At 59.6% G+C, this 12,914-nt stretch carries 10 protein-coding genes; 5 read left to right on the top strand and 5 right to left on the bottom strand.

Annotation, left to right across the window (positions count from 1 at the left end; genetic code table 11):
- The first annotated feature begins 64 nt into the window (after positions 1-64).
- The 4 genes from yidD to E4341_RS02455 all read left to right on the top strand — a co-directional run bounded on the left by yidD (position 65) and on the right by E4341_RS02455 (position 4,316).
- Complete coding sequence (gene yidD, locus E4341_RS02470; RefSeq protein WP_039243812.1) at positions 65-295, top strand: membrane protein insertion efficiency factor YidD; 231 nt, start codon at positions 65-67, stop codon at positions 293-295.
- 3 nt (positions 296-298) lie between these two features.
- Positions 299-2,227 (top strand): threonine--tRNA ligase, encoded by a 1,929-nt coding sequence (gene thrS / locus E4341_RS02465; protein ID WP_165114906.1) that lies wholly within the window; start codon positions 299-301, stop codon positions 2,225-2,227.
- Positions 2,228-2,324: 97 nt separating this feature from the next.
- Positions 2,325-2,825: a ferritin-like domain-containing protein gene (locus E4341_RS02460; RefSeq protein ID WP_165114904.1), complete on the top strand. Its 501-nt coding sequence runs from the start codon at positions 2,325-2,327 to the stop codon at positions 2,823-2,825.
- Between the two features lie 189 nt (positions 2,826-3,014).
- Positions 3,015-4,316, top strand: a complete 1,302-nt coding sequence (locus E4341_RS02455; RefSeq protein WP_165114902.1) for a HAMP domain-containing sensor histidine kinase — start codon at positions 3,015-3,017, stop codon at positions 4,314-4,316.
- On the opposite strand, the gene dapD is transcribed toward E4341_RS02455, so the two are convergent.
- The 3 genes from dapD to argB are packed head-to-tail and all read right to left on the bottom strand — an operon-like array spanning position 4,317 to position 6,783.
- Positions 4,317-5,186: a 2,3,4,5-tetrahydropyridine-2,6-dicarboxylate N-succinyltransferase gene (gene dapD, locus E4341_RS02450; protein WP_165114900.1), complete on the bottom strand. Its 870-nt coding sequence runs from the start codon at positions 5,184-5,186 to the stop codon at positions 4,317-4,319.
- Positions 5,183-5,857 (bottom strand): pyrimidine 5'-nucleotidase, encoded by a 675-nt coding sequence (locus tag E4341_RS02445; RefSeq protein WP_240893602.1) that lies wholly within the window; start codon positions 5,855-5,857, stop codon positions 5,183-5,185. The genes dapD and E4341_RS02445 overlap by 4 nt, the downstream gene beginning before the upstream one ends.
- A complete protein-coding gene (gene argB / locus E4341_RS02440; RefSeq protein WP_017506718.1) occupies positions 5,854-6,783 on the bottom strand; it encodes an acetylglutamate kinase in 930 nt (309 codons plus the stop codon). Before argB ends, E4341_RS02445 begins: the two co-directional genes overlap by 4 nt.
- 292 nt (positions 6,784-7,075) lie before the next feature.
- Here argB and E4341_RS02435 point away from each other — a divergent pair, with 292 nt between their 5' ends.
- Positions 7,076-7,561 (top strand): dTDP-4-dehydrorhamnose 3,5-epimerase family protein, encoded by a 486-nt coding sequence (locus E4341_RS02435; protein WP_165114898.1) that lies wholly within the window; start codon positions 7,076-7,078, stop codon positions 7,559-7,561.
- Positions 7,562-7,622: 61 nt separating this feature from the next.
- Here E4341_RS02435 and E4341_RS02430 read toward each other — a convergent pair whose 3' ends face one another.
- On the bottom strand, positions 7,623-8,606 hold the full coding sequence (locus E4341_RS02430) for an NAD-dependent epimerase/dehydratase family protein (RefSeq protein WP_165114896.1): 984 nt from the start codon (positions 8,604-8,606) through the stop codon (positions 7,623-7,625).
- A gap of 94 nt (positions 8,607-8,700) precedes the next feature.
- Complete coding sequence (locus E4341_RS02425) at positions 8,701-12,714, bottom strand: glycosyltransferase (RefSeq protein ID WP_165114894.1); 4,014 nt, start codon at positions 12,712-12,714, stop codon at positions 8,701-8,703.
- Between the last annotated feature and the right edge of the window lie 200 nt (positions 12,715-12,914).

Here is a 12,914-nt window from a genome sequence, read left to right as displayed (position 1 = left end):
CAAGGGATAAGCCCGGCGAACCTCTCAAGCCCCCGGCCCCACCCAACTCCGGCAAAGGGACGTGATGTCTCTCTATGAACGCGGCGTGCGCGCGGCCCATCGGGGCTACAAGCTGACGCTGTCTCCCCTGATCGGCCAGCAGTGCCGGTTCCTGCCGACCTGTTCGGATTACGGGCGCGACGCCCTGATCCAGCATGGCCCGGTAAAGGGGGGGTGGCTCACCGTGCGCCGCCTCTGTAAATGCCATCCTTTCGGGGGATCGGGATACGACCCGGTCCCGCCAGTTAAAGACTGACACATGATCGACCTGAAATTTCCAGATGGCGCGGTGCGCCAATACCCGGCCGGCTCCACGGCGCGCGATGTCGCCACCTCGATCTCGCCGTCGCTGGCCAAGAAGGCCGTGCTGGCCGAACTGAACGGCGAGCAGCGCGACATGGGCCGGGTGCTGGAGACGGGCGGCGACTTCCGCCTGATCATGCGCGACGACCCCGCCGCCCTCTATACGATCCGCCACGACACGGCCCACGTCCTTGCCGAGGCGGTCCAGACCTTGTTCCCCGGCACCCAGGTCACGATCGGCCCGGCGATCGAGGATGGTTTCTACTATGACTTCTACCGCGAGGAGCCCTTCTCGACCGACGACTTCGCCGCCATCGAAAAGGAGATGGGCCGGATCGTGGATCGCGACGCCAAGTTCGAGCGCGAGGTCTGGGAGCGTGATGACGCCATCCAATTCTTCGAGGCGCGCGGCGAGAAGTTCAAGGCCGAGCTGATCCGCGACCTGCCCGGAACCGAAACCATCACCCTGTACAAACAGGGCGACTGGATCGACCTGTGCCGGGGTCCGCACTTCCCCTCGACCCGCCACGTCGGCAAGGCGTTCAAACTGACCAAGCTGGCCGGCGCCTATTGGCGAGGCGACTCCAAGCGCGAGCAGCTGCAACGCATCTACGGCACCGCCTGGGCGACCAAGGAGGATCTGGACGCCCATCTGCAGCGTTTGGAAGAGGCCGAAAAGCGCGACCACCGCAAGGTCGGCAAGGCGATGGAGCTCTTCCATATGCAGGAAGAGGGCCGGGGCATGGTCTTCTGGCACCCGAAGGGCTGGGTCCTGTGGCGCGTGCTGGAGGCCTATATGCGCCGCCGCCTGGACGCCGCGGGCTATGTCGAGGTCAAGACGCCCCAGGTGCTGGACCGCAAGTTCTGGGAGCAGAGCGGCCACTGGGACAAATATCGTCCGAACATGTTCGTCTGCGAGACGGTCGAGGGCGAGGAACTGAGCCTCAAGCCGATGAACTGCCCCGGCCACGTGCAGATCTTCGACCAGGGCCAGCGGTCCTATCGCGAACTGCCGCTGCGCATGGCCGAGTTCGGCGCCTGCCACCGCTATGAGCCGTCGGGTTCGCTGCACGGCCTGATGCGGGTGCGCGGCTTCACCCAAGACGACGCCCACATCTTCTGCCGCGAGGACCAGATCGTCGAGGAGACGGCTGAGTTCATCAAACTGGCCCGCAGCGTCCATGCCGACCTGGGCATGGAGACGGCCTATATCAGCCTGGGCACACGCCCTGAGAACCGCGCCGGCACGGACGAGTTCTGGGACAAGGCCGAGACCCTGATGGCCGAGGCCGCCCGCGCCGCCGGGACCGAGCCGGTCGTCACCGAGGGCGACGGCGCCTTCTATGCACCCAAGCTGGACTTCATCGTCAAGGACGCCATCGGCCGCGAATGGACCTGCGGCACGATCCAGCTGGACTATGTCCTGCCCGAACGGCTCGATGCGACCTACATCGCCGAGGATGGCCAGAAGCACCGTCCGGTCATGCTGCACCGGGCGATCCTGGGCAGCTTCGAGCGGTTCATCGGCATCATGATCGAGAACTACGCCGGCGCCTTCCCCCTGTGGCTGGCCCCGACCCAGGCTGTGGTGGCCACCATCACCTCGGACGCCGACAATTACGCCCGCGACGTGATGGCCAAGTTCAAGGCCGCCGGCCTGCGCACCGAGATCGACCTGCGCAACGAGAAGGTCGGCTACAAGGTCCGCGAACATTCGGTTGGCAAGGTGCCGGTCATCGCCGTCGTCGGCCGCAAGGAGGCGGAAGAAGGCATGGTCGCCATCCGCCGCCTCGGCTCCCAGGCCCAGACCCTGGTCACGGTCGATGAGGCCATCCGCCTCCTGACCGACGAGGCGACCCCGCCGGATCTGAAGCGCGCCGGCTGATCCGCTGCGCGCGAATTCGCGCATAGGAACACTAACGGGATGGATCGCTTGTGATGGGGCGCGCGCCTGCGCTCCATCACAGATGCGAGACCTCACCATGGCCGACAAGACCCTGGACACCCTGTTCCACGACACGCTCAAAGACATCTATTACGCTGAGCGCAAAATCCTGAAATCCCTGCCCAAGATGGCCCGTGCGGCTCAGTCGCCAGAGCTGAAGGCCGCCTTCGAGAAGCATAAGGGTCAGACCGAAGGCCAGATTGAACGCCTGCAACAGGTCTTCGAGCTGATCGGCAAGCCCGCCCGCGGCAAGACCTGCGACGCCATTGAGGGCATCCTGGCCGAAGGCGACGAAATCATGGAAGAATATATGGACACCCCGGCTTTGGACGCCGGCCTGCTGGCCGCCGCCCAGGCGGTCGAACATTATGAGATCACCCGCTACGGCACTCTGAAACGCTGGGCTCTGGTGTTGGGTTTGAAGGATGCCGCCGCTCTTCTGGACGAGACGCTTCAGGAGGAATCCCAGACGGACGAAGACCTGACCGGCATCGCCGACGCGACTGTCAATGCGGACGCCATGAAGACGGCCGCCTGATACAGGGATGGGAGGCGGCTGACGACCGCTTCCTGCCTCTCCACTCATTCCGCGCTATGTCCGACGCCGGACACTTCGCGCATAAAGTTTAGCGTTCATAGTCTCTTAGTCGGATTTGGGCGACGATGCGTCATCGAACCCCGAGATCCGACGTTGACGAACCACACACCCGGCCAAGATCGCTCATTGGTGCAACATCTGATTGCCGACGGTCATATGCGGTATCTGATCATCGCCAGTTGGGCGGTCGCCTTGTTCACCGTCACCGATTTGGCGACCGCAGTGTTGTGGTTTGCAGCAGCGACCGCGTCGGGCCTGCTGCGGACGTTCGCCGAACGTGTGCTGGTGTTGCGGGATGAGGGGCTTCACGGCCGGATCAAGCTGACGGCCGCCACCATTTCCTGCATCGCCTGGTCAGCAGCGCCTCTGCTCGCCTTCCTCTACGGCGGCGCCTATGGCGTGCCGCTGGGCGTGGCTCTTCTGATGGCCGGCTATGTGCTGGTCTTCACCCAGATGCGCGCCGCCCCCCGCGAGGCCCTGATCGCATCAGCGCCCTATTCGGTGGTCGTGGTGCTGCTGTTGGCGAAACTGTGGGGCACGCCCGGCTTTTGGGTGGTGCTCAGCATGATCCCGGTTCTGGCGATGGCCTTGTTGATCAAGGTGGCCATCACGCAGATGAAAGACAGCGATCTGGAGGCCGTCAACCGCCGCCAGGCTGAACTGATCTCCGAGTTGGAAGCCGCCCGCGACCGGGCCGACGCCGCCAGCGCCGCCAAATCCAACTTCCTGGGCGTCATCTCGCATGAGCTTCGCACGCCGATGAACGGGGTTCTGGGGGCCGCGCAACTGTTGCAGATGTCCGAGCTCAGCGACCGCCAGAAAGAATTCGTCGGGGTCATCCGCGACTCCGGCGAAGGGCTTATGGTGCTGCTGAACGACATCCTCGACATCACCAAGATCGAGTCCGGCAAGATGGAGCTGGACTTCGTCGACGTCGAAGCCGAGAGCCTCGCCGCCCGGCTGACGGGGCCGTTCAAGGCCCAGGCAGAGGCGGGCGGACTGACCTTCACGACCGACATCCGGGGCCCGCTGCCGCCGCTTCTCAGAATGGACCCGCTGCGCCTGGCCCAGGTGACGCATAACCTGCTGGCCAACGCCATCAAGTTCACGCCTCAGGGCGAGGTTCGCCTGATTATCGACAGCGAGCCGGCAGGCGAGGGGCGCACGAACTTACGACTTAGTGTGGTTGATTCCGGCATCGGTATCGCCGCCGACGATCTGACGCGCCTGTTCCAGCCCTTCTCTCAGGTGGACGGGTCGTCCACCCGCAAGTTCGGCGGCACCGGCCTGGGCCTCAGCATCTGCCAGCGTCTCGCCGCCCTGATGGACGGCGAGATCACGGTGACGTCGACCCCCGGCAAGGGATCGACTTTCACCCTTCACGCGACCTTCGACACGCCCCGGATCGAAGCCGTTCGCGTCGCCGCCTGATCAGTCACGCAGCAGTTCGTTGACGCCAGTCTTGGCCCGCGTCTGCGCGTCCACACGCTTGACGATCACGGCGCAATACAGCGACGGCCCGCCATGGGGATCCGGCAGCGAACCCGGCACGACCACCGAATAGGCCGGCACCTCGCCCCGGAAGACTTCGCCGGTCGCCCGGTCCACGATCTTGGTCGAGCCCGACAAGTAGACGCCCATGGCAAGGACCGCGCCCTCGCGCACGATCACGCCCTCGGCCACCTCGGCGCGGGCGCCGATGAAGCAGCCATCCTCGATAATGGTCGGATTGGCCTGCAGCGGCTCCAGCACGCCGCCGATGCCCGCGCCGCCCGACAGGTGCACATTCTTGCCGATCTGGGCGCAGGAGCCGACCGTGGCCCAGGCATCCACCATCGAGCCCTCATCGACGAAGGCGCCGATGTTCACGAACGACGGCATCAGCACCACGTTCTTGGCGATATGCGCGCCGTGACGGACGATGGCGCCGGGCACCGAGCGGAAGCCGGCCGACTGATAATCCGATGCGGTCCAGTCGCCGAACTTGTTGGGCACCTTGTCCCAGAAGGGACCAACGGCGACGGGATGATCCACCGACAGCGGCATGACGGACGGGGCGCCCGCCCGCATGATCTGGTTGTCGTTCAGACGGAAGGACAGCAGCACCGCCTTCTTCAGCCACTGATGCGTGGTCCAGACGCCATCGCCGCCGCGCGAGACGACGCGCGCCTGCCCGGAATCCAGCAGGGCCAAGGCGGTTTCAACGGCGTCGCGCACCTCGCCATGCGTGGCGGCGGACACCTCGGCGCGCTGTTCCCAGGCGGCCTCGACGACGGATTCGAGATGCGACAGATCGGTCATGCGGCGTCCTTGAAGCTCAGATCAGAGAGGAAGTCGAAAAGGTCCGGGGCCACATGGTCGATATGCGGCCCGATCGGCTTGCCATGGCCGTCGCCGATCAGAACCGTCGCCATGCCCAGCGCCTTGGCCGGCTCCAAATTCTTGGGCGTGTCCTCGAAAAAGGCGGATCGGTGCGGATCGATGCCGAACTGCTCCAGCATCCGGCGGAAGGTCGCGGGATTGGGCTTGGGCGTCAGATCCCCATCCTCGATGGCGAAGACGCCTTCGAAACAGTCGGCGACGCCGATCCGCTCCAGAACACGGTGGGCGTAGTCGCGCGCGCCGTTGGTGAAGACATAGCAACGACCGGGCAGGGCCTTCAGCTGCTCGGCCAGACGCGGATTGGGCTCGACCCCGTCCAGCGGCACGTCGTGCACCTCGCGCAGGAACCGTTCTGTATCGACCGCATAGTTGGCCATCAGCCCGGCCAGGGTCGTGCCGTGCTCGTCCAAAAACTGGCGCTGCATCGCGGCCGCAGCCTCGGGCTCCAGTCCGACGGCTTCGACCACGAAGGCGTTGATGCGCGCCTGGACCAGCCGCATCAGACCCTGCTCGCGCGGATACAGGGTGTCGTCCATGTCGAACACCCAGGCGCGCACATGCCCAAGGGATGTGGAATGGGGGTCGATCAAGACGCCTTCACCAGCGTGCCGGCGCCGAACTCTGTGAATAGCTCGACCAGCATGGCGTGCGGCCGACGCCCGTCCAGAATGACTACGGCTTCGACGCCCGCACGCACGGCGGCCATGGCGGTCTCCAGCTTGGGGATCATGCCGCCGGTGGCGACGCCCGTATCGATCAGGTTTTGCGCCTCGTCCAGCGTCATCTGACGGATGATGTCACCATCGGCGCCCTTGACCCCCGGCACGTCGGTCAGCAGCAGCATCCGCTTGGCGTTCAGCGAACCCGCGACCGCGCCCGCCACCGTATCGGCATTGACGTTGTAGGTCTGACCGTCTTCAGCCACGCCGATGGGGGCGATGACCGGCACCCAGTCCTCGGTCTCCGACGCGATCAGGCCGGCGATCAGCTTGGGATCCACCTTTGTCGGCTCGCCGACATAGCCCAGGTCGACCTCGTGCTCGATCATGCTGTCGGGGTCGCGCTTGGTGCGGCGCGTCTTCTCGACGGTCAGCAGACCGGCGTCCTTGCCCGACAGACCGACGCCGCGCACGTCCGCCTCCTTGCCGGCCATGGTGATCCAGTGCGCGATCTCCTTGTTCACCGCGCCCGACAAGACCATCTCGGCGACTTCCATCGTCGCCGGATCGGTGACCCGCAAGCCGTCGACGAAGCTGGACTTCACCCCCGCCTTATCCAGCATGGCGCTGATCTGCGGCCCGCCGCCATGCACCACCACCGGATTCACGCCCATCAGCTTCAGCAGCACGACATCGGCGGCAAACTGACGCGCCACAGCGCTCTCGCCCATGGCGTGACCGCCGTATTTGATGACCACGGTCTCGCGGTCATAGACCTGAATATACGGCAAGGCCTCGGCGAGCGTCTTCGCCGTCTCCCAGCTACGTTCTTCTGACTGGCGTTCTGTTTCGTTCATCACGCGCGCGAGATAGCGAGGGATGGGGGCGGTGTCACGCGGGAACGTGGCTTTAGCCGCTCAGCTCCAGAAAGCCGGTGCAGTCTATTTCTGGAATCACAGTTTGTGAACGCAAGTTTAGTAGCGAACGCAGCGCAGAAATGGTTGTAGAACAAGCAGAGGCCGCCGCCTGCCTCACCACCTCTCGCCATCTATTCCCATCGCTTCGGTTCTCGTTCATATGGCCACGCAGGACTACCGACTTACCCCTATCGGCGACATTGAAGGGCTAGCGTGGATTTCACCGCCGACAATGCACGACGCCCGCGGGTGGTTGAGCGAGCTTTACAGTCGCGATGCCTTTTTGGCCCTAGGGCTACCGGAATTTGTTCACGAAGTCGCTTCCGGTACCGAGCTGCGCGGAGTCGTTAGAGGTCTGCATTTCCAAACGCCGCCAATGAACCAGGCAAAACTCTTCCGCGTGGTAAAAGGGCGGGCCAGAATCGCCGTGCTGGATCTTCGTTTTGAGACTTACGGCGCCTGGGCCACCTTCGATGCTGGACCTGATGATCCTTGGATATATGTTCCTGATTACCTGGCGCAAGGCTTCCAGGCGCTTCAAGACAATGTCGAGGTTGTATTCAAATGTAGCAAGACATTCGGCCCTCACAATCTGGGGCAGATCGCTTGGGACGATCCTGATCTCCCTTGGTCTTGGCCCATAACTCCGCCCAGCTCCTTACGATCAGAAAGAGATGCCCTGTCTCTCCCGCTTTTTAGTTGGAGGGGTATTTTTTGAAGCCCACCACAAGGGGTATGAAGCCGCCCAATATGCGATACTCGACGGCCTCGCCCACCGATCAGGCCGCCTTCGGATAGTTATGGCGACGCTTTACCTGCTCTTGAATCCAAACGTATGTCTTCTCCATGCCATCCTTGAGAGATTGGCTCGGCTCCCATCCAAGCTTCTCACGGATCAGCCGATTGTCAGAGTTGCGACCGCGCACTCCAACAGGTCCAGGGATATTCTCGATTGAAAGATCTTTATCCCCGATCGCGATCACCATCCGCACCAAATCATTAATCGCGATCATCTCTTCTGAGCCAATATTGACCGGACCTTCGAAGCTGGATCGCAACAGTCGTATAGTCCCCTCTATGCATTCATCGACATACAGGAAAGACCGAGTTTGTAGACCATCGCCCCAGACCGGCAAGACGTCTCCGCTCGTGGCCATCGCTACTTTACGGCAAGTCGCAGCAGGAGCCTTTTCCTTACCGCCCTCCCACGTGCCTTCCGGGCCAAAGATGTTGTGGTAACGTGCGACGCGGCATTCCATGCCAAAATTGCGATTATAGGCGAGGTAAAGGCGCTCAGAGAACAGCTTTTCCCAGCCATATTCACTGTCAGGATTGGCTGGATAAGCACTATCTTCCGCGCAATTAGGATTATCAGGATCTATTTGGTTGTGGGCCGGATACATGCACGCTGAGGAAGAATAAAACACACGTTTAATATTACGCTTGTGACAAGCATCAAGCACATTCAGATTAATCGTCGCCGAATTGTGCATGATATCGGCGTCATTCTCGCCGGTAAAAATATAGCCGGCGCCTCCCATATCAGCGGCAAGTTGATAGACCTCATCAAACTTCCGATCGACGACAGCGCGGACAACGCTTTGCTCACGTAGATCTCCAATGACAAAATCATCGGCTTCAGTCTCGGCATATTCGTTAAACTTCAGGTCGACACCGCGAACCCAAAAGCCTTCTTTTTTAAGCCTCTTAACCAAGTGGCCACCAATAAAGCCACCTGCTCCGCACACCAGTGCTGTCTTCATAATTTTTCACTCCTTGTCGCGTCATCTTCTAAAGAGGAGCACAGCCGTATTGGCCGTGTTGAAATCTTCAGTCGTAGTTCGACCAATAAGTCGTCTAGCGCCTATTTTCTTGGGCCTTTGCCATGATTGAGTCCCAACTGCGGAAATAGCTGCTCCGCGAGGCAAAAGTCTCATAGAACTGGCGCCCGAGCTTAGCACGTTCCCTGCGCGCCTCTCCGCTGGAAAGCAGAGACGCAATGTCGGCTCCCATAGCGACCGCCCCATGGCAGGTTGGGAAATCGGCGGGCAAGCCGATCGCTTCTCTCGGAAATTCGGTTAGCGAGAAAGGGACCCCCCGAGCGAAAGCGTCGAGAACCTTGATGGGTACTCCAGCACCAGCAACTATCGGCAGAACCGCGATCCGCGACTTAGCATAATATTTATCGAGACAAGGCACCCAACCACAATAATCGATCTTGTCGGACAAATAACCAGAGTCCAGGCCTTCGACAATGGTTCCCACAACACGAAGGGTAATCCCACGATCATAAAGCATTGTTTTATATACATTATGAATAAACCATCGAGCACTGGCAACGTTCGCGTCATGCCGACTACCGACGATCAGAAGATCAGTTTCCTGAATCAGCTGATCTTCGCCGTCAGCTCTTACGTTGGCCACATTCGGCCTCTCGTCGATGAACGGCAGTCGCCAAGTTACACGTCCATCCGAAAGGACGCCTGACATCATCCGCGCCTCCTTCGCGCTGATGCTAACGACGTGATCGAATTTGCTGAGTTCGTTTAACTCCTCATCGATTTCGACCTGAGTTGGCGAACGGAGTTGCTGAAGCGCATACTGATAGGCTTGTATATCGTGAGCCTCGCATATTCTCACCATGTCGTTGTTTGGGCTCAGCTTTTCCAACGCATGGGCATGATGGGCATAGTTGATCACAGCGGTAGGGTTTTCGAACGCATTGACCATATTCTGGAAGCCGCTCGGGAAAATCAGCTTTTTCCAAGCCGCCGAGAAATTCTGATAGCTATTCCCTTCATTTTCCACGGCCGTAATAACTTGCTGCATCTCGCTGTCCAATTTGAAAGCAGGGAACACTTCAAGATCTTCCAAGAATGCAGCCCAGTCGAAATCACGTGGATTTTCCGCAGCCCAGCGACTGGGATACGGAACAACGACCTTAAACACCGCATGACCGGTGGACTCTAGGTACTTAATCTGGCTGTCATATACGACACCAGACCCCTCTCCTCTCGTGTCATTGGACAACCAGATCACAGGCTTGAATGGAGCAGAAGCCGCTTGCCCCTCGTCAGTCAAGCGGCGCACAAAATGGGCATCATCACCAAAAAGATGATCATTCCGCTTCCGATACATTTGGGCCTTTGCTTTAAAGGCTGGATACTCGCGAATAGCCTTTTCGAAAGCCCGAGCCAGTCCCATTTCGCTCTGATTATCGGGGAGCACAACACCAGCGCCCTCGAACGTGTCAGCAAGATCGAGTCCCTGAGAACACGCCATAACTTTACTAGCTGCGACTGTTTCAGTGGCCACGCCCGAACCGCGCCGCGTATAGTCGGGCGGGCCATAAGGTAACAACATGATGTCGGTCCTCTCAACCGCATCTGCGTACTCAGTTTCGGACAGGAAACGCCTGGTTTGGATGCGGGCGTCCTCAGCCGCTCGCCGTTCAATGTCAGCCTGAGCGGACAAAACCCAACCATGTTGATTCAATGGGCCGGCGCCTGTCTGGATAAAGAAGCAAATCTTATCCGCCAAGTCCGGCAGCGAAAGCAGATACTCGATAGCGAAAGGCACGACATGGAAGCCCTTTTCCACACGCGCTTCGCCAAGGTAACTCAAGCATAACCGCTTGTTGTCGCCTCCGGTCGGGATGAATTTGAGTCCCGATACATCTGCTTTGGGCAGTGGATTGAACAGCAAGGGCATCGTCTCGCCGGCCAGATCTTCGAAATACTTTTGGAGCCCTTTCGATTCGGCGAAGAAACGATAGTGCCCGCGCAAGCCAAAAAGGCGGATCAACTCGAATGCGCGGCGATAACTTATACGCGAGCTTGGAGCTCGAGCCTCGTCGCGATCAAACCGAATGGAAATCGTCGGGCGATCTTCCATTTTTCGAGCAAGCAAGAACGGAATGGTGCCAGCCAACATAGTTGGAGTGGCGCAAAATAGAGTTACGACATCATCCCCCATGATCGCAACTCGCTTTGCAGCGACTTCGAGTTCATAAGTAAACAATCCGATGTTGTTGACACCAGAGTATAGGTAGTCATCAAACGCACCGACAGCTAAAGCGTCCGGCTCGATCAGATTTTGCGGACAAGCGCGATTGCCCAGAACTATCGGCGTGCAGCCGTTCTCACGCGCGCCGCGCGCCAGACTACGAGCCACGGCGGAATGGTGGCCAACCAAATCCTTAAGTGAGGGATCAATAATGACCAGGCGCGGCCTCGCAATTCTCGTCGCGTCTTCACGCGCTCGTAGCGCCGCACGCGTCAGGCCGCCCGGCGTAAGCTCGAACGAGCCCAAGCTTTCGACCTTGAACGTGCATCCGGACAACGCCGCGCCTAGATCCCCCGAAATACGCGCGTCGTGTTCCGAAGTGAGCAAGACAGCAACGAGGTCGTGATAAAGATTGGCGACCGCTGTCGCCTTGGCGAGCACGGACGGACCCGCCTCTGTCAGAAATCCATCGGCCAGGATCGTAATATGGGTAGTGCGCGCGAACACGACCTCGTATGTGAGGGCCAAATCGCGCTCTGCAGGGCTTGCGTAGGCGGCACGACCGATACCCTCCGGAGGTCTTTCCCCACCATAGGGAGCGAGCACTACGGCCCGAAGACCAGGACTGGCCGACATGGCGTCCCTTATTTGTGAGTAGAGCTCTTCAGAAGGCGAAGAAACTGAAACGACAACCAACGTATTGCCGGCCTCACGACGCTTCACATCCGGCCAATGGGTGTCGGAAGACTCACGCCTGTCTTTAGAACCCCGACGCAAATGTCGAGCTTTCTCGCAGACCTCCGCGACCTGTTTTCCAAACGCCTCTCGCGCCGCGCTCGCATCCACGGGAGGCATCACAGGCGGCGGCTCATTGATGAAGTCCGCGAGCGCCGCAGCGAGGACGTCCGCGTCCTCGGGCGTGGGCAGAATGCGAACATTCTCAGCGTCCCTGGCGACGCTGAGGGACGGACAGTCGGCCGTTAGAATCGGCACGCCATTCACTGCCGCCTCGCAAACGGGAACCCCCCACCCTTCATAAAGGCTGGGATACACCACACCAATCGCCGCCCTTAGGACTGCTGCGTACTGCCCCTCCTGCATATAGGCGACGTGCTTGATGCGATCTTCCATATTCAACTGGGCGAGAAGATCCAGATGCAGTCCGCTATTCGCCTCTTTAGGGAAGACGCCAGTAAATATAAGATCGACGTCATCAGGAATCAGCCCCTGTGAGCACAGACGTGCGAAGGCTTGAAAGAGTCGGAAATGATTTTTGTGATTCCACTGAACGGCCGGATACAGAACGAAACGACGCCCAGCATCAAGTGTTACCGCTTCCTGGTCTCCAAACGAGAAATGCGGAGGCTGAATAATCGCGCTGACGGCGGCCTTGCCGAACACGTTACGAATCTTTTCCGCCTGCTGGTCGCTGACGGTCCAGACGTGATCGGCGCGATCAATTGCGTCACCGTAATGCGAGCGACGAAAATCGATCTCTTCCTGACTGAAAAAGTACGGCCTATCTACAAATAATAGATCGTGGATCACCGGCACAGTAAAGACATGTCTCGGTAAACGTGACGGCTCCAACCCGTTCAGAGGATCGATAAAGACATCCAGATCGTCTAGATGCGGCTCGAATGCGCGATCGACGCCATTTGAAAAATCAAGCGGAATGTACTGTAGGCCATCAACATCTCCGACCCTACGGCGGATGTCGGCCATATTCGAATACTGAACAAAAACCGAGGTACGGTAGCGTTTAGCAGCCTCTCTGACCATCGAGATTCCGAACAACCCGGCGCCGCCACCCGAGTTGGAATTCAAACGTGTAAGATTGATACCGACGATAAATTCGGGGATCATTTCAGCCAGCTTTGATCATGAAAGTTCGCGACACAAAGCAAATCTATCCCAGCATTGCAAGGGAACAGAAATCTCAACTTGATCGTTATCGGCTTAGAATTTATTGCTCGCTCGACATAATCGGAGTCACAATCGGCTAACGGCAGAGGCTCGTTTCGGATCAAGGTCTCCGGTGATAATTCCTCCCTTAAAATCGACTG

This window comes from Brevundimonas sp. 'scallop' (assembly GCF_011045535.1).
In the GTDB taxonomy this organism is placed as follows: domain Bacteria; phylum Pseudomonadota; class Alphaproteobacteria; order Caulobacterales; family Caulobacteraceae; genus Brevundimonas; species Brevundimonas vesicularis.
The sequence above is the reverse complement of the archived record's forward strand: the minus strand, read 5'-3'. Positions and strand labels throughout refer to the sequence as shown.

Bases quoted from the DNA above. Each gene is read 5' to 3' on its own strand.
- E4341_RS02425 (WP_165114894.1), bottom strand. From the start codon at position 12,714: ATGATCCCCGAATTTATCGTCGGTATCAATCTTACACGTTTGAATTCC.
- E4341_RS02430 (WP_165114896.1), bottom strand. From the start codon at position 8,606: ATGAAGACAGCACTGGTGTGCGGAGCAGGTGGCTTTATTGGTGGCCAC.
- E4341_RS02460 (WP_165114904.1), top strand. From the start codon at position 2,325: ATGGCCGACAAGACCCTGGACACCCTGTTCCACGACACGCTCAAAGAC.
- yidD (WP_039243812.1), top strand. From the start codon at position 65: ATGTCTCTCTATGAACGCGGCGTGCGCGCGGCCCATCGGGGCTACAAG.
- E4341_RS02435 (WP_165114898.1), top strand. From the start codon at position 7,076: ATGCACGACGCCCGCGGGTGGTTGAGCGAGCTTTACAGTCGCGATGCC.
- thrS (WP_165114906.1), top strand. From the start codon at position 299: ATGATCGACCTGAAATTTCCAGATGGCGCGGTGCGCCAATACCCGGCC.
- argB (WP_017506718.1), bottom strand. From the start codon at position 6,783: ATGAACGAAACAGAACGCCAGTCAGAAGAACGTAGCTGGGAGACGGCG.
- dapD (WP_165114900.1), bottom strand. From the start codon at position 5,186: ATGACCGATCTGTCGCATCTCGAATCCGTCGTCGAGGCCGCCTGGGAA.